This is a genomic window from Rhodococcus sp. BUPNP1 (genome assembly GCF_002215235.1).
Taxonomy (GTDB): Bacteria; Actinomycetota; Actinomycetes; order Mycobacteriales; family Mycobacteriaceae; genus Rhodococcus.
Genome location: NZ_NERM01000004.1, coordinates 97576 through 118335 on the forward strand (window position 1 = coordinate 97576; position 20760 = coordinate 118335).

Sequence of the window (20760 nt, forward strand, 5' to 3'; positions counted from 1 at the left end):
GGTAATCACTGTGGCAGTCGAGATGTTCTACGACGACGATGCCGACCTGTCGATCATCCAGGGTCGTAAGGTCGCCGTCATCGGCTACGGCAGTCAGGGACACGCGCACTCGCTGAGCCTGCGCGACTCGGGCGTCGACGTTCGCATCGGTCTGAAGGAGGGCTCGAAGTCGCGGGCCAAGGCCGAGGAAGCCGGTCTCACCGTCGGCACCCCCGCCGAGGTCTCCGAGTGGGCCGACGTCATCATGGTCCTCGCTCCCGATACCGCCCAGGCGTCGATCTTCACCAACGACATCGAGCCCAACCTGAAGGACGGCGACGCGCTGTTCTTCGGCCACGGCCTCAACATCCACTTCGGTCTCATCACGGCTCCCGAGAACGTGACCGTCGCGATGGTCGCCCCCAAGGGCCCCGGCCACCTCGTGCGTCGTCAGTTCGTCGACGGCAAGGGCGTTCCCGCACTCATCGCCGTCCACCAGGATCCCAAGGGTGAGGGCCAGGCGCTCGCGCTGTCCTACGCCAAGGGCATCGGCGGCACCCGCGCCGGCGTCATCAAGACCACCTTCAAGGAAGAGACCGAGACCGACCTCTTCGGCGAGCAGGCCGTGCTCTGTGGTGGCACCGAGGAACTCGTCAAGACCGGCTTCGACGTCATGGTCGAGGCGGGCTACGCCCCCGAGATGGCCTACTTCGAGGTTCTCCACGAGCTCAAGCTCATCGTCGACCTCATGTACGAGGGTGGCATCGCCCGCATGAACTACTCGGTGTCCGACACCGCGGAGTTCGGCGGCTACCTCTCCGGCCCGCGCGTCATCGACGCCGGCACCAAGGAGCGCATGAAGGAGATCCTGAAGGACATCCAGGACGGCACCTTCGTCAAGCGTCTCGTCGCCAACGTCGAGGGCGGCAACAAGGAGCTCGAGGGTCTGCGCAAGCAGAACGCCGAGCACGGCATCGAGGTCGTCGGCAAGCAGCTGCGCGACCTGATGAGCTGGGTCGATCGCCCCATCACCGAGACGGCCTGATAATCACCTGATCCGGTCACGGCGGCCCGGTACCCCTACGGGGGTGCCGGGCCGCCGTCGTCGGTGCGGCGTGAGCGATGTCGCATCCACGAGCCGAGGCCGCGGAGGATACTTGGCTGATGTGGCCACTCGCCGCGTTCGGGCGGCTCCCGGGTGTCGCCACCGCCCGGTCCTACCGGCGGGGGTGGCTGCGGAGCGACGTCACGGCGGGCCTCGCGCTCAGTGCACTGCTCGTCCCCACCGGCATGGGATACGCCCAGGCCGCGGGACTGCCGCCCTACACCGGTCTCTACGCGACCGTCGTGCCGATGCTCGTGTACGCGGTGGTCGGTCCGTCCCGGATCCTCGTGCTCGGACCGGATTCCGCGCTCGCCCCGCTCATCGCGGCCGCGGTGATCCCGCTCGCCGCCGACGGTGATCCGCAGCGCGCGGTCGCCCTCGCCGGTGTGCTCGCGCTCCTCGTCGGAGCCATCCTTCTCGTCGGCGGAATACTCCGCCTCGGATTCCTGACCTATCTGCTCTCCACACCGATCCGGCTCGGTTTCCTCAACGCGATCGCGATCATCGTCATCGTCGGGCAGCTTCCGCTCCTGCTCGGCACGTCGGCCGACGAATCCGGTGTCGTCGCCGAGGTTCTCGACATCGTCGACGACGTCTTCGAGGACGGTGTCGAGCCGGCCGGATTCCTCGTCGGCGTCGGCACCCTCGCCCTCATCCTCGTGCTGCAGAAGGTCGTTCCCCGCATACCCGCGGTGCTCGTCGCGGTGATCGCCGCCTCCGCGGCGGTCGCGGTGTTCGGGCTCACCGAGCACGTGGAGATGGTGGGGGCGTTGCCCTCCGGGATCCCCGCACCCGTTCTCGGTGGGATCGAACGCGGAGACGTGATCGAACTGCTCGCACCCGCCGTCGCCGTCGCCGTCATCGCGTTCGCCGACACCGCGGTGCTGTCGCGCTCGTTCGCGCTGCGACGGGGCGAGGACGTGGACGGCAGCTCCGAGATGCGTGCCCTCGGTGTGGTGAACATCGCAGCCGGTGCCACGGGCGGATTCCCGATCTGCGGCAGCGGCAGTCGCACGCCCGTCCTCGAACAGGCCGGAGCGCGTACCCAGCTCGCGGGCGCCGTCGGAGCGGTGACGGTCGCGATCTTCCTGCTGGTGGCCCCGGGAGCGACGGCGTACCTGCCGCAGGCGGCGCTCGGTGCCGTCGTGATCGTCGCGGCGAGTGCCCTCGTCGACGTGAGGGCGCTCGGTCGCCTGTGGCGGGTCAACAAGATCGAATTCTGTTTGTCCTTCGCCGCATTCGTGGCGGTCGGCCTCGCGGGTGTGCTGAAGGGTGTGCTCGTCGCGATCGCGTTGTCGCTGGCCGCCGTCGTCGTACGCGCCTGGCAACCCCACCGGACCGAACTCGTCGAACTCGAGGACGTCGCCGGATATCACGACCGGGAACGGCATCCCGAGGGCCACCGGATCCCGGGTCTCGTGCTCGTGCGGTTCGACGCCCCGCTGTTCTTCGCGAACGGCGTGATCCTCACGAAGTTCGTCCGCGAACTCGTCCGCGAACGCGAGGACCGCATCGAGTGGGTGGTCCTCGCGGCCGAACCGATCACGGACCTCGACATCAGCGCCGTCGAGGAGATCGAACGTCTCGACGACTATCTCGCCCACCGGGGGATACGGCTCGCCTTCGCCGCGATGAAGGGTCCGGTCAAGGACAAGCTGCACCGGATGCAGACCGGGAATCGCTTCCGGGACGGTCGATTCCACCCGACCGTCCGCACCGCCGTGGTGGCCTTCCGGCACCGGAACCAGCCCGGCATCGAGCGCAGTGTGCTCGACGCACCCCCGCGGGACGTCGTCCCGCCCCCGCGGAAGGATGGGCCCGCGCCACCGTGATCCCGATCCCGGTGGCCCCGCGGGAAGGGCTGGGGCACTAAACTGTGGGCGGTCGCGGGTGCCCACGCATGCTGTCGGGCGCGAGCGCCGTCGACCACTCACACATTCACGACACAGGGAGTCCGCACGTGAGCCAGAATGGCCGTCCAGTAGTCCTGATCGCCGACAAGCTTGCGCAGTCGACCGTCGACGCGCTCGGTGACGGTGTCGAGGTGCGCTGGGTGGACGGCCCCGACCGCCCCGCCCTGCTCGCGGCCGTGCCCGAGGCCCAGGCGCTGCTGGTCCGCTCCGCGACCACCGTCGACGCCGAGGTGCTCGCTGCGGCGCCCAACCTCAAGATCGTCGGTCGCGCCGGTGTCGGCCTCGACAACGTCGACATCGCCGCTGCCACCGAGCGCGGCGTGATGGTCGTCAACGCGCCCACCTCCAACATCCACTCCGCCGCCGAGCACGCGGTCGCGCTCCTCATGTCCGCGGCGCGTCAGGTCCCCGCCGCCGACCGCACCCTGCGTGAGCGCACCTGGAAGCGGTCGAGCTTCAACGGCACCGAGATCCTCGGCAAGACCGTCGGCGTCGTCGGCCTCGGCCGCATCGGCCAGCTGTTCGCCCAGCGTCTCGCGGCGTTCGAGACCCACGTCATCGCGTACGACCCCTACCTGCCGGCCGCCCGCGCCGCACAGCTCGGCATCGAGCTCGTCGACATCGACGAGCTGGTCGCCCGCGCCGACTTCATCTCGGTGCACCTGCCCAAGACCAAGGAGACCGCCGGCCTGATCAACGCCGAGCGTCTGTCCAAGGCCAAGGACGGCGTCATCATCGTCAACGCCGCCCGCGGTGGCCTGATCGACGAGGACGCGCTCTACGACGCACTCGTCGAGGGCAAGGTCCACGCCGCCGGCCTCGACGTCTTCGAGACCGAGCCGTGCACCGATTCGAAGCTGTTCGACCTCGACAACGTCGTCGTCACCCCGCACCTCGGTGCATCCACCGCCGAGGCCCAGGACCGCGCCGGCACCGACGTCGCCAAGAGCGTGCTGCTCGCCCTCGCCGGTGAGTTCGTGCCCGACGCCGTCAACGTCTCCGGTGGCCCCGTCGGCGAGGAGGTCGCACCGTGGCTCGAGCTCGTCCGCAAGCTCGGTCTGCTCGCCGGCACCCTCTCGCCCGAGGCCGTGCAGAACGTGCAGGTCGTCGTCAGCGGTGAGCTCTCGGCCGAGAACACCGACATCCTCGGCCTGGCCGCCCTCCGCGGCCTGTTCTCGGCGAGCAGCGACGAGCCCGTCACCTTCGTCAACGCCCCCAAGCTCGCGGAGCAGCGCGGCGTGACCGTCGAGGTCGAGAAGGTCAGCGAGGCCACCACGCACCGCAGCGCCGTCGAGGTCCGCGCGGTGGCGCCGGACGGACACGTCACCTCCGTCGCAGGTGCGCTCACCGGCCTGCAGCAGGTCGAGAAGATCGTCAACATCAACAGCCGCAGCTTCGATCTCCGCGCCGAGGGCCACAACCTGATCGTCCACTACCAGGACCGTCCGGGTGTCCTCGGAACGCTCGGCACCGTGCTCGGCAACGCGAGCATCGACATCCAGGCCGCGGCGCTGAGCCAGGACGCGGAGGGCCCCGGCGCCACTGTGATCCTGCGTGTCGACCGCGTCGTCGGCGACGCCGAGGTCGGACAGATCACCGAGGCGCTCGACGCGCGCGTCGCCCAGGTCGACCTGTCCTGATCCTTCGGTTCTCCATCATCCGGTGGCCGCGACCGTCTGCACGGTCGCGGCCACCGTCGCACAGGAAGTGAGTAGTGCTCATGAAACTTGCGGTCATCCCCGGTGACGGCATCGGTGTCGAGGTCACGGCGGAAGCGCTCAAGGTGCTCCGTGCCCTCGTCCCGGATCTCGAGACGACCGAGTACGACCTCGGGGCCCGCCGGTACAACGCGACCGGCGAACTCCTGCCCGATGCCGATCTCGCCGCGATCCGCGAGCACGACGCGATCCTCCTCGGCGCCATCGGCGATCCGTCGGTCACGCCCGGCGTCCTCGAACGCGGTCTCCTCCTGAACATGCGGTTCGCGCTCGACCACCACGTCAACCTGCGTCCGTCGCGCCTGTACCCGGGCGCGAAGTCGCCGCTCGCCGCCGACCACGACATCGACTTCGTCGTCGTCCGCGAGGGCACCGAGGGCCCGTACACCGGCAACGGGGGAGCGATCCGCGTCGGCACCCCGCACGAGATCGCCACCGAGGTCTCGGTGAACACCTGGTTCGGCGCCGAGCGCGTGGTCCGCTACGCCTTCGAGCTCGCGCAGACCCGCCGCAAGCACGTCACGCTCATCCACAAGACGAACGTGCTATCGAACGCCGGCGCCATCTGGACCCGCGCCGTCGAGACCGTGGGCAAGGAGTTCCCCGAGGTCACCACGGCCTACTGCCACATCGACGCCGCGACCATCTACATGGTCGACGACCCGTCGCGCTTCGACGTCATCGTCACCGACAACCTGTTCGGCGACATCATCACCGACCTCGCCGGCGCCGTGACCGGTGGTATCGGCCTGGCGGCGAGCGGCAACATCGACGCCTCGGGCACCAACCCGTCGATGTTCGAGCCCGTCCACGGCTCGGCGCCGGACATCGCCGGCAAGGGCATCGCCGACCCCACCGCGGCGATCCTGTCCACCGCCCTGTTGCTGCGCCATCTCGGGCGCGAGGAGGACGCTGCACGCGTCGAGCGGGCCGTCGAGGCCGACCTCGCCAACCGTGGCACCGGTCCGATCGTGACCACCGAGATCGGCGATCGGATCGCTGCTTCTCTCTGAGCACGGAGTTCTTCGGCGCAGAACGCGCGTGGCGCCGGCGGGTACGTCCCGTCCGGCGCCACGCGCGTTTCGCGTATCAGTCCTTCGGCACCACCGGGACCGCCGCGGCGGGAGCGATCGCGGCCAGGGCGAAGGCCGCGGGGAATCCGACCGCGGCGATGAGCCCGCCGAAGACCGGTCCGACGGCCGCGGCGAACACGAACTGCCCGGTGTTCTGGATGCCGAGTGCGCGACCACCCCAGAACGGGCCCGCGATCTCCGCGACGGCGGTGAACGCCAACCCGTTCGGCGCCGAGGTCAGGATCGACGCGACGAGCAGAACACCCACCGCGATCGTCGAATCCGTCCACGCGGTGACGGACAGCGCGACCATCGAGACGACGACAGATACGGCGACGACGCGCATCGGTCCCAGCCGGCTGCCCACCCGATCGGACCAGGCCCCGGTGACGACACGTCCGAGGGCGCCGAGGATCTGGGCGGCGGTGATGACGAGACCGGCACCGACCTCGTCCCAGCCGCGGTCGGCGATGAGCCACACCAGGGCGTAGGTCCACACGACGTACTGCGGCACCACGAGCAGGATCGACGCGAGATGGATCCGCGTGAGCGACATCGAACTCCGGTAGGGATTGCCGAGCACGCCCGCGCGCTCGGCCTCCGCCCGTCCGGGTCGCGGCGGATCCACCACCCCGACCGCGCAGGCGACCGCTGCCAGCCCGCACGCGAGCATGGGAAACGCGAGTGCCCAGGCGATCCCGTGGTCGCCCGCGAGCGTCGGGATGACGAGTGCGCCCGCGGCGACACCCAGCGGCACCGACATCTGCCGGATGCCCATCGCGAGGCCGCGCTGGTGCGGCGGGAACCATCCGACCACCACGCGTCCGCTCGCCGAGTTGGCGCTCACGGCGCCGGCTCCCGCACACATCAGCAACAGGCCGAGCAGTGCGGCGGAGGCGGTGGGGGACAGGTCCAGCGAGGTGGTCGCGCTCGCGAGCCCCATCGCGACGGCCGCGATTCCGAGCCCGGCAGCCAGCGCGAGACGTTCGCCGAACCGGTCGGCGATCGCGCCCCACACGACGAGCGTGAACACGCCGCCGAGGATCGGTGCGCCGGCGAGGGTTCCGGCCTGGGCGAGGGTGAAACCGCCCTCCTGGTTCAGCGTCGGGATGAGGAAGGCGATGCCGTTGATGACGGTGGCCTGGGAGGCCTGTGCGACGACGCCGAGGGCCAGGATCAACCATCGACGCCGACCGATGTCCGGAGTGTCCATGAGTCCCACTATCTGAGAAAGTCGTACCGTTATGTGAAATCCCAGTCGGACTCTATACCCGCGGCACCCGGGCGTCGATCGCAGTGAGCGCGCACCGTTAGACTCCGGACATGCGCCTTGGTCGAATTGCCAGCCCGGATGGTGTCGCGTTCGTGAGCATCGAAGGGGAGGGGGAGTCCGCGACGGCGAAGGAGATCGCCGAGCATCCCTTCGGGAACCCCACCTTCACAGGTCGCAGCTGGCCCCTCGCCGACGTGCGGATTCTCGCTCCGATCCTCGCCACCAAGGTGATCGCGGTGGGCCGCAACTACGCCGCCCACGCCGCCGAGTCGGGCAACGAGGTCCCCGACGAGCCGATGATCTTCCTCAAGCCCAATACGTCGATCGTGGGCCCGGGCGCTCCCATCGTGATTCCGCCCACCACCTCGCTCGTCCACCACGAGGCCGAACTCGCCGTGGTCATCGGACGCCCCTGCAAGGACGTCCCCGCCGCGAAGGCCCGGGAGGCGATCCTCGGCTACACGATCGCCAACGACGTGTCCGCGCGCGACCACCAGCGCAAGGACGGTCAGTGGGGACGGGCCAAGGGCCACGACACCTTCTGCCCGCTCGGACCGTGGATCGAAACCGACATCGACGCTTCCGATCTCGAGATCTCGGCGGAGGTCGACGGACAGACCCGTCAGCGCAGCCGCACCTCGAAGATGGTGCACGACATCCCGAAGCTCGTCGAGTGGATCTCCGGTGTCATGACGCTGCTGCCGGGCGACATCATCCTCACCGGCACCCCCGAGGGTGTCGGGCCGATCGAGCCGGGCAACACCGTCTCGATCACCGTCGAGGGCATCGGAACGCTCACGAACCCCGTCGTCGCCAAGGGATCCTGACCGGAGCTCGCAGCGGGGCGGATAGCCTGGGATGGTCTCCCGTCGATCCTCAACCCTGAGCGAGTCATGACCACCAGCGAAGTACGCGTACGTTTCTGCCCGTCACCGACCGGAACCCCGCACGTGGGTCTGGTGCGCACCGCCCTGTTCAACTGGGCTTTCGCGCGTCATCACGGCGGCACCTTCGTGTTCCGCATCGAAGACACCGACGCCGCACGCGACACCGAGGAGTCGTACCAGGCGATCCTCGACGCCCTCCGGTGGCTGGGTCTCGAATGGGACGAGGGTCCGGAGGTCGGCGGACCGTACGAGCCGTACCGGCAGTCGCAGCGACGCGACCTGCACCTCGAGGTCGTGCAGAAGCTCGTCGACGCCGGTGAGGCCTACGAGTCGTTCTCGACGCCGGAGGAGGTCGAGGAGCGCCACAAGGCCGCCGGTCGCGACCCGAAGCTCGGCTACGACAACTTCGACCGCGACCTCACTCCGGAGCAGCGGCAGGCCTTCCTCGACGAGGGCCGCAAGCCGGTCGTGCGACTGCGCATGCCCGACGAGGACCTCACCTGGAACGACCTCGTCCGCGGCGAGACCACCTTCAAGGCGGGCTCGGTGCCCGACTTCGCGCTCACCCGCGGCAACGGCATCCCGCTCTACACGCTCGTCAATCCCGTCGACGACGCGTTGATGAAGATCACACACGTCCTGCGCGGTGAGGACCTGCTGTCGTCGACCCCGCGTCAGCTCGCGCTGTATGCGGCGCTGCAGCGCATCGGCGTCACCGATTTCACGCCCGAGTTCGGCCACCTGCCGTTCGTGATGGGACAGGGCAACAAGAAGCTCTCCAAGCGCGACCCGGAGTCGAACCTCTTCCTGCACCGCGATCGAGGGTTCATCCCCGAGGGCCTGCTCAACTATCTTGCCCTGCTCGGCTGGGGTCTCGCCGACGACCGCGACGTGTTCTCCCTCGACGAGATGGTCTCGGCCTTCGAGATCTCCAAGGTCAACTCGAACCCGGCCCGGTTCGACCAGAAGAAGGCCGACGCCATCAACGCCGAGCACATCCGCCTGCTCGAGCCGGCCGAGTTCGCGACCCGGCTGAAGGCGTACCTCGTCGAGCACGGCCGGATCGGGGACGACGTCGACGAGGCGCTCTTCCGGACGGCCGCCGACCTCGTGCAGACCCGCATCGTCGTCCTCGGGGACGCGTGGGATCTGCTGAAGTTCCTGTTCGTCGATGATGCCGACTTCACGCTCGACGAGGCGTCCGCGGCGAAGAACCTCAAGGAGGATGCCGCGCCCGTGCTCGACGCGTCCGTCGCCGTCCTCGAGGGCCTGGACGAGTGGACCACGCCGTCGATCGAGGAGGCGCTCAAGAGCGCGCTGATCGAGGGGCTCGAACTCAAGCCGAGGAAGGCCTTCGCTCCCGTGCGGGTCGCGGTGACGGGCTCGCACATCAGCCCGCCGCTCTACGAGTCGATGGAACTGCTCGGCCGTGAGCGCACCCTCGCGCGACTGCGTGCCGGGCGGGCGCGTATCGCCTGACCCTTCGCCGGTCGCTCTCGGCCCGTCGTCGGCATCCGCCGGTGACGGGCCGAGCTCGATTTCAGACCCGCCGAGCTCGTCCCGAACTCGATTTCATGCTTCTGACCAGCCGATTTGTAGTTGGTGGCGGGGTTGGTGCTAATCTTCTTCTCGGTTCGGAACGGAGGCCACAACGCCCGCAGGGCAGGCCGAAGGAACAAACCATTGGGGTATGGTGTAATTGGCAACACAGCTGATTCTGGTTCAGCCATTCTAGGTTCGAGTCCTGGTACCCCAGCTGAGACGCGGCGGTTTGCCCGCAACGTCTCAGCCAGCTATGCTGGCTGAGCTTCCTTCGGGAAGCGAAGAGAAGAAGTTCCATAGGCCCCCGTCGTCTAGCGGCCTAGGACGCCGCCCTCTCACGGCGGTAGCGTGGGTTCGAATCCCATCGGGGGTACAACGGACTACCCATCGATCTCCGGGTCGGTGGGTGTTCTTCTCTCGGAGGCATCGACTCGTCGATTCCTCGGAAAGTTCCAGGCCCCCGTCGTCTAGCGGCCTAGGACGCCGCCCTCTCACGGCGGTAGCGTGGGTTCGAATCCCATCGGGGGTACAACAACGAAGGCGCTCCGATCCTCGATCGGAGCGCCTTTCGCGTATGTGCGGTCAGTGCGCGGCGGACGGAAGGTAGGCGGCCGTCGTGCCGCCGATCTCCATGGCGGGCATCCCGAGCTTGCGGTGATCCCACGAACGCACCCGGACGGGCACCACGCGGACGGCCACCCGCTTGTGCATCATCTGCTCCACCGCAGGGAGCGCCTCGTCGGTGTACGGGGCGGTGTACCGCTCCCACACGTCTCGGCAGACCTCGAACAGGCGGTCGTGGTCGTCCAGGATCTCCGCGCGCCCCTCGATCGAGACGCCCCGCAACTGGTCGTAGGTGTCGCCGGCCTCGACGAGGACGGTCACGCGATCGTCGCGCCGGAGGTTGACGACCTTCTGTGATTTCGCTTTCGTCTCGAACCAGATCTCCCCGTCGAGCACGGCGTACCACATGGCGACGAGATGCGGGGTGCCCGTCGGTCCGAGGGTCGCCAGGTTCGCGACCCGGCTGCGGCGGAGGAACTCGTCGATTTCCGAGTCCGTCATCGTGATGTCTGCGCGGCGGTTGGTTCCCATGCGAAGCACTCTGGCACAGCGTGGGACCGCGCCGCTGTGTTCCTCCCGCCGCCCTGCGTGCAGTCGGCTCAGAGACGCTTCTGGAGCGCTTCTGCGGCGGCGAGGAGGTCGGCGGCCCAGCGGGCGCCCGGTCGGCGGCCCATGCGGTCGATGGGACCCGATACGGAGATGGCGGCGATCACGGCACCGGTGCTGTCGCGCACGGGTGCGGCGACCGACGCCACACCGGGTTCGCGTTCGGCGGCGCTCTGCGCCCAGCCGCGGCGGCGGACCTCGACGAGCACGCGTTCACCGAAGGCGGCGTCGGGAAGGATGGCGCGCTGGGTCGCCGTATCGGCCCACGCGAGCAGAACTTTCGCGCCGGAGCCGGCCGTCATCGGAAGGCGCGCGCCGACGAGGACGGTATCGCGCAGACCGGTCGGCGGTTCGAGAGCCGCGACGCAGACCCGCTGGGTGCCCTCGCGGCGGTACAACTGCACGCTCTCGCCGGTGATTTCGCGCAGGCGGGGGAGGACGAGCGAGGCGGCCTCGACGAGGGTGTCGCCTGCGCCCGCGGACAATTCGGCCAGACCGGGGCCGGGACGCCACTGTCCGTCGCTGTCGCGCATGAGGAGACGGTGGACCTCGAGGCCCACGGCGAGACGGTGCGCCGTGGCGCGGGGCAGGCCGGTCCGCGCGCACAACTCGTTGAGGTTGCACGGCTGTTCGGCAACCGCATGGAGGACTGTCATCGCTTTGTCCAGCACTCCGATCCCGCTATGCTGTCTCATAGGTCGATACCTCCGTCTCGCATAATGGGAAGCATATCGCATGCCGAGAACGGTGGGGACGACGCCATACGCGGCCGGACAGCCCCCGGGATCCCGCGTTCGTCACGTACGACAAGGTGGAGAAGATGGCTGGAAAGACTCTGGCGGAAAAGGTGTGGGACCAGCACGTGGTCGTGCGCGGTGAAGGACAGGGATCGGCGCGACAGCCGGACCTGATCTACATCGACCTGCATCTCGTACACGAGGTGACCAGCCCGCAGGCCTTCGACGGTCTGCGGCTGGCCGGACGCCGGCTGCGGCGTCCCGATCTCACGATCGCCACCGAGGACCACAACGTCCCCACGGTGGACATCGACAAGCCGATCGCCGACCCGGTCTCGCGCACGCAGGTCGAGACCCTGCGCCGCAACTGCGAGGAGTTCGGTGTCCGTCTGCACCCCATGGGCGATCTCGATCAGGGCATCGTCCACGTGGTCGGCCCGCAGCTCGGTCTCACGCAGCCCGGCATGACGGTGGTGTGCGGCGACAGCCACACCTCCACCCACGGCGCCTTCGGTGCGCTGGCGATGGGCATCGGTACCAGTGAGGTCGAACACGTCATGGCGACGCAGACGTTGTCGCTGCGGCCCTTCAAGACGATGGCCATCAACGTCGACGGCACTCTCGCGCCGGGAGTGACGAGCAAGGACCTCATCCTCGCCATCATCGCGAAGATCGGCACCGGCGGCGGACAGGGCTACGTCCTCGAATACCGCGGGGAGGCGATCCGCGCGCTGTCGATGGAAGCGCGGATGACCATCTGCAACATGTCGATCGAGGCGGGCGCCCGCGCCGGCATGATCGCCCCCGACGAGACCACCTACGAGTTCATCGAGGGTCGCCCGCACGCCCCGAAGGGCGCCGACTGGGACGCCGCCGTGGAGGCCTGGGAGCAGCTGAAGACCGACGACGACGCGGTTTTCGACGCCGAGGTCCACATCGACGGCAGCGCTCTGACGCCCTTCGTCACGTGGGGCACCAACCCGGGCCAGGGCGCTCCGCTCGGGGCCAGGGTTCCGGTACCCGCGGAGATCGCCGACGAAACCGAGCGGTCTGCAGCGGAGAAGGCGTTGCGCTACATGGATCTCGAACCGGGCATGCCGCTGCGCGATGTGAAGATCGACACCGTCTTCGTCGGCTCGTGCACCAACGGCCGCATCGAGGATCTGCGCGCCGTGGCGGATGTCCTGAAGGGCCGCAAGGTCGCCGACGGCGTCCGGATGCTCGTCGTGCCGGGTTCGATGCGGGTGCGCGCGCAGGCGGAGGACGAGGGTCTCGGCGAGATCTTCACCGCCGCAGGCGCCGAGTGGCGTCAGGCCGGGTGCTCGATGTGCCTGGGCATGAACCCCGACCAGTTGGCGCCGGGCGAACGCTCCGCGTCGACCTCCAACCGGAATTTCGAAGGACGGCAGGGCAAGGGCGGACGGACGCATCTCGTCTCGCCGGCCGTGGCCGCCGCAACCGCGGTGCGGGGAACGCTTTCCGCACCGGCGGATCTGGACTAGACCACAGGACCGACGAGGAGAATTTTCGATGGAAGCCTTCACCACTCACAAGGGCATCGGCGTCCCGCTGCGCCGCTCCAATGTCGACACGGACCAGATCATCCCGGCCGTGTACCTGAAGCGCGTCACCCGTACGGGATTCGAGGACGGTCTGTTCGCCGCATGGCGCAACGACCCGTCCTTCGTCCTCAACACTCCGCCCTTCGACCGCGGCAGCGTTCTCGTCGCCGGACCGGATTTCGGCACCGGCTCCTCGCGTGAGCACGCCGTGTGGGCGTTGTCGGATTACGGATTCCGGGTCGTGATCTCGTCCCGTTTCGCCGACATCTTCCGCGGCAACGCCGGAAAGGCCGGTCTGCTCGCCGCTCAGGTCTCGCAGGACGACGTCGAACTGCTGTGGAAGCTCATCGAGCAGCAGCCCGGACTCGAACTGGAAGTGGATCTCGAGAACCGGACGGTGACCGCCGGAACCACCGTGGTGCCGTTCACCATTGACGACTACACGAGGTGGCGTCTTCTGGAGGGTCTCGACGACATCGGATTGACATTGCGCCAGGTAGACGCGATTTCCGAGTACGAAAAGTCAAGGCCGTCATGGAAACCGAGTACCCTTCCGGCGCCCTGAAAACACCCCTCGAACGCGCCTTCTCCGGGCCCGGTCCGACGCTCCCGTCGGGCCGGGCCCGGAGGTTATTTGCATGAGAATCCGCGTGGCACATAGACTCTTGCCCGTTTGCGGGTCTACCGTGGACTGGAGTCGGTCTGACGGTGGACCGTGTATGTGCGGAGGAAATCAATGAACAAGGCAGAACTGATCGACGTTCTGACCGAGAAACTCGGTTCGGACAGGCGCACCGCCACCGCGGCCGTCGAGCACATCGTGGACGCGATCGTTCGCGCCGTGCACGACGGTAAGAGCGTCACCATCACCGGATTCGGTGTCTTCGAGAAGCGTCGCCGGGCCGCTCGTGTCGCGCGGAACCCGCGCACGGGTGAGACGGTCAAGGTCAAGCCGACCTCGGTGCCGGCCTTCCGTCCCGGCCAGTCCTTCAAGAACATCATCGCGGGCACCCAGAAGCTTCCGGCTTCGGGTCCGGCCGTGAAGCGCGGTGCAGCCGCAGCGGCCAAGAAGACCGCGGCAGCGAAGAAGGCGGCCAAGAAGACTGCGGCGAAGAAGACCACAGCGACCAAGTCGACCGCGGCGAAGAAGACCACCGCAGCGAAGAAGACCACGGCGGCGAAGAAGACCACGGCGACCAAGTCGACTCCGGCGAAGAAGACCACGGCAGCCAAGAAGACCACGGCGGCCAAGTCGACTCCGGCGAAGAAGACCACCGCCACCAAGTCGACCGCGGCGAAGAAGACCACCGCGGCCAAGAAGACCACGGCGGCCAAGTCGACTCCGGCGAAGAAGACCACCGCCACCAAGTCGACCGCGGCGAAGAAGACCACCGCGGCGAAGAAGAGCCCGGCCAAGAAGACCACGGCCCGCAAGAGCACCAAGAAGTAACACCCACCCGCGATGCGGCTCGCCACGTGCGAGCCGCACAGGTGAGACGACGGCGGCCACCGGACATCCGGTGGCCGCCGTCGTGCGTACTCGGGTCAGATGCTCTCGTCGTCCGCCGGCGGACGGCCCGTGGGAAGAGGGCTGTCGATGTGGTCGGCCGCGATGAGGCGATCGCCGCGCAGCGACAACACCCACATGCTCGCCTTCCGGTTCCGCGCCGGAGGCAGCACGAGACCGTCGCGCTCGGCCCACCATTCCAGCAGCGGCGGGATCACCTTGCCCTGACTGGAGATCACGGGAGTGCCGGGACCCGACGCGATCTCCAGCGCCCGCTTGCGGCCGCGGTCCGGATCGGCCCGGTACTCCTCCTCCGACAGCGACGGCTCGATCGCGATCTCGAGCCCGTGCCGGGAGGCGAAGGGCTCGACCGTCGCGATGCACCGCGTGCGGTCGGCGGACACCACACTGTCGCCGCCGAACGCCGTCAACTGCGGAACGAGAGCCTCCGCCTGCGCCCGTCCGGACGCATCGAGGGGCCGGTAACGGTCGTCGCCCTTGTACTTCTTCCGACTACCCGCCTTGGCGTGCCGCACGATCAGCGCCGTGGTCGTGTCCAGCGGCACCCGGCGGAAGCGGCGGAGGACACTGCGGTCCATCGGATAGGACAACAGGTCGAATGCCTCTTCGGGGGACACCCAACGCAATTCGTCCACTTCGTCGTTGGGCGCGAACTGCCCGTCGAGGCACCGCGCGGCCCAGTAGTCCACCCGCTTGAGTTTGCGGTGACCCGGAACGGGGTAGACGACCTTCCCGAGACTGCTGCCGAGCGCGGCGCGGAATCCGGTCTCCTCCTCGATCTCCCGCACCGCGGCGACCACCGCCGTCTCACCCGGGTCGAGTTTGCCCTTCGGAAAGGACCAGTCGTCGTAGCGCGGACGATGCACGAGCGCGACCTGCGCATCGTGCGGAGCGTCGTCGGCCGCAGGGCGCCACAGGACGGCGCCCGCCGCGAAGATGTTGGCCTTCACGGGCTTGTCGCGTGATTCGGTCAACGTTCCCTCCACCTCAGGACGCGCGGCTACGCATGAGTTCGACCTGGTGGTCGCGGGCAGCGGTTCCCGGCTCGGGGGACGCCGTCCACGTGCCGTCGCCCTCGAGCGTCCAGCAGCGGGTGACCGGGTCGAGCGCGGAATCGAAGATGCGGTCCAACTGCGCTGCGAGCCGGGTGTTCTTCACCTGCACCATCACCTCGACGCGACGGTCGAGGTTCCGGTGCATCATGTCGGCGCTGCCGATCCAGTACTCGTCGCTGCCCCGGAAATGGAACAGCCGCGAGTGTTCGAGGAACCGCCCCAGAATCGAGCGCACCGTGATGTTCTCGCTCAGCCCGGGCACGCCGGGTTTGAGGGCGCAGATCCCGCGCACGACCACCTCGGTGCGCACCCCCGCCCGCGACGCGCGGTAGAGCGCGTCGATCACCTGCTCGTCGACGAGGGCGTTGGCCTTGAGCCGGATCCCGCTGGGGCGACCGGCCTCGTGGTGCTCGATCTCACGCTCGACGCGTTCGATGATGCCCTTGCGGACTCCGTGCGGCGCGACGAGCAGATTGCGGTACTGCGCCTTCCGGGAGTACCCGGTGAGGGTGTTGAACAGGTCGGTGAGGTCGGCGCCGATCTCGGGCGACGACGTGAGCAGGCCGACGTCCTCGTAGAGACGAGCGGTCTTCGGGTTGTAGTTTCCGGTGCCGATGTGGCAGTAGCGCCGGATCGTCGAACCCTCGCGCCGCACGACCAGACAGGTCTTGCAGTGCGTCTTGAGACCCACGAGTCCGTATACGACGTGGACACCGGCCTGTTCGAGTTTGCGTGCCCACTTGATGTTGGCCTGCTCGTCGAAGCGCGCCTTGATCTCCACGAGCGCGACGACCTGCTTGCCCGCTTCGGCAGCAGCAATCAGAGCGTTGACGATGGGGGAGTCGCCCGACGTCCGGTACAGCGTCTGCTTGATGGCGAGGACCTGACTGTCGGCGGCGGCCTGCTCGATGAACCGTTGCACGCTCGTCGAGAACGAGTCGTACGGATGGTGGACGAGGATGTCGCCCTCGCGCAGAGTGGAGAACACGCTCTTCGGTGTCTCGCGCTCGCCGAAGGCGGGATGGGTCGCCGGCACGAACGGGGCGTCCTTCAGATCCGGACGGTCGACGGCGTGCACCTGCCACAGCGACGACAGATCGAGCAGGCCGGGCAACTGGACGACGTCGACCCGGTCGACGTCGAGTTCGCGCAACAGCAGGTCGAGCATGTGCTCGGTCATGTCGTCCGACACCTCGAGCCGCACGGGAGAACCGAAGCGCCGCCGGGCGAGTTCGCGTTCGAGGGCCTGGAGGAGATCCTCGTCGCGGTCCTCCTCGACCTCGAAGTCGGCGTTGCGGGTGACGCGGAAGGCGTGGTGCTCGACGATCTCCATGCCCGGGAACAACACGTCGAGGTGGGCGGCGATCAGTTCCTCGAGCGGGAGGAAGGCCGGCAGTCCGTGCGACGAACCCGCGCGATCGACCCGGACGAACCGTTCGACGTTGTCGGGCACCTTCACGCGCGCGAAGTGCTCACCGGACGACTGCGAATCCTTGACCGTGACAGCGAGGTTGAGGGACAGGCCGCTGATGTAGGGGAAGGGGTGTGCGGGATCGACCGCGAGCGGCGTCAGGACCGGGAAGACCTGGTCGGCGAAATACTGTGTCAGTCGTCGGCGTTCGTCCTCCGTCAGATCCGCCCATCGGATGATCGAGATGCCTTCGTCCGCCAGGGCCGGCATGACCGAGTCGAGGAAGACCTGCGCCTGGCGACCGGCGAGTTCGCGCGTGCTCGACGCGATGAGCGCGAGCTGGGCACGCGGGGTCAGTCCGTCCGCGGACCGGACCGACAATCCCGTCTCGGCGCGACGTTTCAGCCCGGCGACCCGCACCATGTAGAACTCGTCGAGATTCGACGCGAAGATCGCGAGGAACTTGGCGCGTTCGAGCAACGGCTGCGAGGTGTCCTCCGCGAGCGCGAGAACGCGGGCGTTGAAATCGAGCCAGCTCTGTTCGCGATTGAGGTAGCGGTCGACGGGAAGCGTGTTGTCGTGATCGGTCCTCGACTGCAGTCCCGTCGCGGCCGGAGGCGCGCTGGTGGCGGTCGCCACGCGACCGGCAGGTCGGGCGACGCCGGACGGTGCCGCGTGCTCGGAACTCATGGGATCGGGGGAATCGCCGTTGGTCACCAGTTCATTGTGGCAGAGCGACGGCTCCCTGCAGCGCTGTCGCACCGGTGGCGCAGCGGGAACTCGACCGTGTCGAGCACGGCCGCGGTGGCCGGTCCGACGCCGAGTCGCAGTGCGGCGGCGAGATCGTCCGGTGTGTCCACATCGAGTCGCAGTCCGGGGAGCGCGTCAGGTACCGGATACGCGCCGGCATCGATGTGGCGACCGGCCGATCCCGGTCCGAACGACAGGGGCGGCAGGGTGCCGCTCACGCAGTGCAGCAACGCCGTCGTACCGCTCGCCGTGTGGTCGACGACCACGGCCGTTCCCGTCCGCCGCGCAGTCTCGCGTGCGAGCGCGAATTCCTCGGGCCGCAGGGAGGGCAGGTCGGCCTGCAGTGCCACGAGTTCGGCGCCGGGTGCATGCTCCCGCGCCCGGCGGGCCGCTGCGAGCAGTGCGGAGTTCAATGGGTCGGGGGAGTCGGGACCGACCGGATCGGGGAGGACGTCCGCGCCGCAGTCCAGCGCCGCGGCCGCGACCCGCTCGTCGGCGGTGACGACGGTGACCGTCACGTCTCCGGCGGACAGCGCCGCCGTCGCGGTGTCCTGCAGCATCGCGAGCACCAGTGATTCCCGCGCCGCCGGGTCGAGGACGTGCGAGAGCCGCGACTTCGCCAGGCCGAGGGCCTTGACGGGAACGAGCACGTGCGTCGCGGGCATTGCCCGATTGTGCCATCAGCGATCGATCGCACGATCGCGCGAGGTGACGAACCGCACGACCGCCCGCTGTGACCGCCGTCGTATGCGGTCCGTCCTCCGACCCGGCGCGGTGTCGGTGGCGCCTGCGCGATACTGGGTGCGACCGTGGGTGGTGACCGCCCGGACCGAACCGGTCGCGACCGCCCGCTCCGGGCCGATCGCGACCGCGAGTGCCGGGCATCGGACGAGAGTGAGGATCGCGTGACCACAGCAGCAGTTCTGGGCGCGGGTTCGTGGGGGACGGCGTACGCCAAGGTGCTGGCCGACGCCGGAACGGACGTGACGATCTGGGCACGGCGCGAGGAGGTGGCGCGCTGCATCGCGGAGCGACACGAGAACTCCGACTATCTGCCCGGTGTGGAACTGCCGCACTCGCTGAAGGCGACGGCCGATCATCGGGTGGCCGTCGAGGGCGCCGATTTCGTGGTCCTCGCCGTCCCGAGCCAGACCCTGCGGGCCAATCTCGAGGCGTGGAAGGTGGATATCGGACCGGAGGTCACACTTCTCAGTCTCGCCAAGGGAATCGAGAGCGGCACCCTGATGCGCATGAGCCAGGTGATCGGTCAGGTCACCGGCGCCGAACAGAATCGCATCGCCGTGCTGTCCGGCCCCAACCTCGCTCGCGAGATCGCCGAGGGGCAACCGGCCGCGACCGTCATCGCGTGCCCCGACTCCACCCGCGCCATGGAGATCCAGAAGTCCTGCGCCACAAAGTACTTCCGTCCGTACACCAACTCCGACGTGATCGGCTGTGAGATCGGCGGCGCCTGCAAGAACGTCATCGCCCTCGCGTGCGGCATGGCCGCCGGGGTGGGCCTCGGTGAGAACACCGTCGCGAGCATCATCACCCGCGGTCTCGCCGAGATCACCCGGCTCGGAACCGCCCTCGGTGCCAAGCCGGCCACGCTCGCCGGTCTCGCCGGGGTCGGCGATCTCGTCGCCACGTGCACGTCCCCGTTGTCCCGCAACCGTTCGTTCGGCGAACGCCTCGGTCGCGGCGAGTCGCTCGAGAGCGCGCAGGCGGCCACCCACGGTCAGGTGGCCGAAGGGGTCAAGTCGTGCACCTCGGTCCGAGCCCTCGCGGCGAGCTACGACGTCGAGATGCCGCTCACCGACGCCGTGCACCGCGTGTGCCACGAAGGCATGTCGGTGCCGGACGCGATCGGACAGCTGCTCGGACGCCGGATCAAGCCGGAATGAGCGGCATGACGGGCGATTCGACACGCTGTGTGAAGGCGGTTGCACACGAGGGTGTTCCGGGCTCCCCGCTGCAGGCGGGGCCGGTCTTCGCCGCGCCGTATCTGCTCGGTGAGGGCGAACGCGACGATGTCGACACCTATGCGCGGGCCTCGAATCCCGGCTGGCGCGCACTCGAATCGGCGCTCGCGGAACTCGAGCACGCCTCGGCCGCCCGCGTCGTCGGCTCGGGCATGTCGGCGATCACGGTCGCGCTGCGATCACTCGTGGCCCCGGGTGGCACGGTCGTCGTCCCCTCCGACGGCTACTACCAGGTGCGCAAGTTCGCCACCGAATATCTCGCGCCGCACGGCATCGACGTCCACGAACTCTCCGTCGCCGAATTCGGGGACGGCTCCCTGCAGCGGGTCCTCGACGGTGCGGGCCGGGGTGCGGTGGTCCTTGCCGAGACGCCGTCGAATCCCGGTCTCGACACGGTGGATCTGCGTGAGACCGCGCAATCGTGCCGTCGCACCGGGGCATTGCTGCTTGTCGACAACACGACCGCCACCCCGCTCGGACAGCTCCCGCTCGACCTCGGCGCCGACGTCGTGGTGGCCAGCGGAACGAAATCGCTCAGCGGACACAGCGATCTGTTGTTCGGATACATCGCCGTCGCCGATCCCGACCTGCTGCCCGCGATCGACCGGGAACGACTGCTGTCGGGAACCGTGCTGGGACCGTTCGAGACCTGGCTCGCGCACCGCAGCCTCGGCACCGCCGGACTGCGCTTCGAACGGCAGTGCGCCAATGCACTCGCCGTCGCCGGGATGTTGCTCGAGCATCCCGCCGTCACGGACGTCCGCTATCCCGGGCTCCCCGGCGACCCCGCTCACGCCGTGGCGGCCGGCCAGATGAGCCGCTTCGGCCCCCTGGTCACCTTCCGGCTGCCCGGCCGCGACGAAGTGCACCGCTTCGTCCGTGCGGCCGCGCTCGTCGCCCCCGCCACCAGTTTCGGCGGCATCCATACGACAGCGGATCGCCGCGCACGCTGGGGCGATGCGGTGCCGGAGGGATTCGTCCGGTTGTCGTGCGGAATCGAGGACACCGCGGATCTGCTCGCCGATCTCGACGCAGCGCTGAAGGAGACGGAGTCGGCGGGGACATAGCAGGGTGT

At 68.6% G+C, this 20760-nt stretch carries 17 protein-coding genes and 3 tRNA genes; 14 read left to right on the top strand and 6 right to left on the bottom strand.

The window, feature by feature from the left end:
* Positions 1-22: 22 nt before the first annotated feature.
* The 4 genes from ilvC (at position 23) to B9C99_RS05390 (ending at position 5728) form a co-directional block, all read left to right on the top strand.
* A complete protein-coding gene (ilvC, locus tag B9C99_RS05375; RefSeq protein ID WP_016691198.1) occupies positions 23-1024 on the top strand; it encodes a ketol-acid reductoisomerase in 1002 nt (333 codons plus the stop codon).
* Positions 1025-1143: 119 nt separating this feature from the next.
* A complete protein-coding gene (locus tag B9C99_RS05380) occupies positions 1144-2916 on the top strand; it encodes a SulP family inorganic anion transporter (protein ID WP_088897184.1) in 1773 nt (590 codons plus the stop codon).
* 128 nt (positions 2917-3044) lie between these two features.
* Entirely contained in the window at positions 3045-4637 is a 1593-nt protein-coding gene (serA, locus tag B9C99_RS05385) for a phosphoglycerate dehydrogenase (protein WP_088897185.1), read from the top strand.
* 80 nt (positions 4638-4717) lie between these two features.
* Positions 4718-5728 (top strand): 3-isopropylmalate dehydrogenase, encoded by a 1011-nt coding sequence (locus B9C99_RS05390; RefSeq protein WP_026061914.1) that lies wholly within the window; start codon positions 4718-4720, stop codon positions 5726-5728.
* 76 nt (positions 5729-5804) lie between these two features.
* Here B9C99_RS05390 and B9C99_RS05395 read toward each other — a convergent pair whose 3' ends face one another.
* Positions 5805-7001 carry an MFS transporter gene (locus B9C99_RS05395; protein WP_088897186.1) on the bottom strand — a complete coding sequence of 399 codons (1197 nt, stop codon included), beginning with the start codon at positions 6999-7001 and terminating at the stop codon, positions 5805-5807.
* A gap of 110 nt (positions 7002-7111) precedes the next feature.
* Here B9C99_RS05395 and B9C99_RS05400 point away from each other — a divergent pair, with 110 nt between their 5' ends.
* The 5 genes from B9C99_RS05400 (at position 7112) to B9C99_RS05420 (ending at position 10019) form a co-directional block, all read left to right on the top strand.
* Entirely contained in the window at positions 7112-7888 is a 777-nt protein-coding gene (locus B9C99_RS05400) for a fumarylacetoacetate hydrolase family protein (RefSeq protein WP_060651453.1), read from the top strand.
* Positions 7889-7954: 66 nt separating this feature from the next.
* The gene (gene gltX, locus B9C99_RS05405; protein ID WP_088897187.1) at positions 7955-9427 is read left to right on the top strand and encodes a glutamate--tRNA ligase; all 1473 of its coding nucleotides are present in this window, start codon (positions 7955-7957) and stop codon (positions 9425-9427) included.
* A gap of 205 nt (positions 9428-9632) precedes the next feature.
* A tRNA-Gln gene (locus B9C99_RS05410) sits at positions 9633-9704 on the top strand.
* An 86-nt stretch (positions 9705-9790) separates the two neighbouring features.
* Positions 9791-9863 (top strand) — tRNA-Glu (locus tag B9C99_RS05415).
* An 83-nt stretch (positions 9864-9946) separates the two neighbouring features.
* Positions 9947-10019, top strand: a tRNA-Glu gene (locus B9C99_RS05420).
* Between the two features lie 53 nt (positions 10020-10072).
* On the opposite strand, the gene B9C99_RS05425 is transcribed toward B9C99_RS05420, so the two are convergent.
* Together B9C99_RS05425 and B9C99_RS05430 are read right to left on the bottom strand one after the other, a co-directional pair.
* Positions 10073-10585 carry a pyridoxamine 5'-phosphate oxidase family protein gene (locus B9C99_RS05425; protein WP_088897289.1) on the bottom strand — a complete coding sequence of 171 codons (513 nt, stop codon included), beginning with the start codon at positions 10583-10585 and terminating at the stop codon, positions 10073-10075.
* 68 nt (positions 10586-10653) lie between these two features.
* Positions 10654-11355, bottom strand: coding sequence for an IclR family transcriptional regulator (locus B9C99_RS05430; protein WP_026061810.1), 702 nt, complete (start codon positions 11353-11355; stop codon positions 10654-10656).
* Between the two features lie 125 nt (positions 11356-11480).
* On the opposite strand from B9C99_RS05430, the gene leuC reads away from it, so the two are divergent.
* From leuC to B9C99_RS05445, 3 genes are all read left to right on the top strand, one after another.
* On the top strand, positions 11481-12899 hold the full coding sequence (gene leuC, locus B9C99_RS05435; RefSeq protein WP_172414871.1) for a 3-isopropylmalate dehydratase large subunit: 1419 nt from the start codon (positions 11481-11483) through the stop codon (positions 12897-12899).
* A gap of 28 nt (positions 12900-12927) precedes the next feature.
* Complete coding sequence (gene leuD, locus B9C99_RS05440; protein WP_016935315.1) at positions 12928-13524, top strand: 3-isopropylmalate dehydratase small subunit; 597 nt, start codon at positions 12928-12930, stop codon at positions 13522-13524.
* 171 nt (positions 13525-13695) lie between these two features.
* Positions 13696-14409 carry an HU family DNA-binding protein gene (locus B9C99_RS05445; protein WP_088897189.1) on the top strand — a complete coding sequence of 238 codons (714 nt, stop codon included), beginning with the start codon at positions 13696-13698 and terminating at the stop codon, positions 14407-14409.
* Between the two features lie 95 nt (positions 14410-14504).
* Here B9C99_RS05445 and B9C99_RS05450 read toward each other — a convergent pair whose 3' ends face one another.
* Genes B9C99_RS05450 through cofC form a run of 3 tightly spaced genes read right to left on the bottom strand, consistent with a single transcriptional unit; the run spans position 14505 to position 18368 of the window.
* Positions 14505-15461: a bifunctional NUDIX hydrolase/histidine phosphatase family protein gene (locus B9C99_RS05450; RefSeq protein ID WP_026061542.1), complete on the bottom strand. Its 957-nt coding sequence runs from the start codon at positions 15459-15461 to the stop codon at positions 14505-14507.
* 13 nt (positions 15462-15474) lie between these two features.
* On the bottom strand, positions 15475-17643 hold the full coding sequence (locus tag B9C99_RS05455) for an RNA degradosome polyphosphate kinase (protein WP_202399896.1): 2169 nt from the start codon (positions 17641-17643) through the stop codon (positions 15475-15477).
* A 23-nt stretch (positions 17644-17666) separates the two neighbouring features.
* Positions 17667-18368, bottom strand: a complete 702-nt coding sequence (gene cofC, locus B9C99_RS05460; RefSeq protein ID WP_088897191.1) for a 2-phospho-L-lactate guanylyltransferase — start codon at positions 18366-18368, stop codon at positions 17667-17669.
* 240 nt (positions 18369-18608) lie between these two features.
* Between cofC and B9C99_RS05465 the strand changes: the two genes are divergently transcribed.
* Positions 18609-19607 carry an NAD(P)H-dependent glycerol-3-phosphate dehydrogenase gene (locus tag B9C99_RS05465; RefSeq protein ID WP_088897192.1) on the top strand — a complete coding sequence of 333 codons (999 nt, stop codon included), beginning with the start codon at positions 18609-18611 and terminating at the stop codon, positions 19605-19607.
* A 5-nt stretch (positions 19608-19612) separates the two neighbouring features.
* Positions 19613-20752, top strand: coding sequence for a cystathionine gamma-lyase (locus B9C99_RS05470; RefSeq protein ID WP_088897290.1), 1140 nt, complete (start codon positions 19613-19615; stop codon positions 20750-20752).
* Positions 20753-20760: the final 8 nt, after the last annotated feature.

Coding starts and splice junctions, on each gene's coding strand:
- ilvC (WP_016691198.1), top strand. CDS start 23: ATGTTCTACGACGACGATGCCGACCTGTCGATCATCCAGGGTCGTAAG.
- B9C99_RS05380 (WP_088897184.1), top strand. CDS start 1,144: ATGTGGCCACTCGCCGCGTTCGGGCGGCTCCCGGGTGTCGCCACCGCC.
- B9C99_RS05390 (WP_026061914.1), top strand. CDS start 4,718: ATGAAACTTGCGGTCATCCCCGGTGACGGCATCGGTGTCGAGGTCACG.
- B9C99_RS05395 (WP_088897186.1), bottom strand. CDS start 7,001: ATGGACACTCCGGACATCGGTCGGCGTCGATGGTTGATCCTGGCCCTC.
- B9C99_RS05400 (WP_060651453.1), top strand. CDS start 7,112: ATGCGCCTTGGTCGAATTGCCAGCCCGGATGGTGTCGCGTTCGTGAGC.
- gltX (WP_088897187.1), top strand. CDS start 7,955: ATGACCACCAGCGAAGTACGCGTACGTTTCTGCCCGTCACCGACCGGA.
- B9C99_RS05425 (WP_088897289.1), bottom strand. CDS start 10,585: ATGGGAACCAACCGCCGCGCAGACATCACGATGACGGACTCGGAAATC.
- B9C99_RS05430 (WP_026061810.1), bottom strand. CDS start 11,355: ATGAGACAGCATAGCGGGATCGGAGTGCTGGACAAAGCGATGACAGTC.
- leuC (WP_172414871.1), top strand. CDS start 11,481: ATGGCTGGAAAGACTCTGGCGGAAAAGGTGTGGGACCAGCACGTGGTC.
- leuD (WP_016935315.1), top strand. CDS start 12,928: ATGGAAGCCTTCACCACTCACAAGGGCATCGGCGTCCCGCTGCGCCGC.
- B9C99_RS05445 (WP_088897189.1), top strand. CDS start 13,696: ATGAACAAGGCAGAACTGATCGACGTTCTGACCGAGAAACTCGGTTCG.
- B9C99_RS05455 (WP_202399896.1), bottom strand. CDS start 17,643: ATGAGTTCCGAGCACGCGGCACCGTCCGGCGTCGCCCGACCTGCCGGT.
- cofC (WP_088897191.1), bottom strand. CDS start 18,368: ATGCCCGCGACGCACGTGCTCGTTCCCGTCAAGGCCCTCGGCCTGGCG.
- B9C99_RS05470 (WP_088897290.1), top strand. CDS start 19,613: ATGACGGGCGATTCGACACGCTGTGTGAAGGCGGTTGCACACGAGGGT.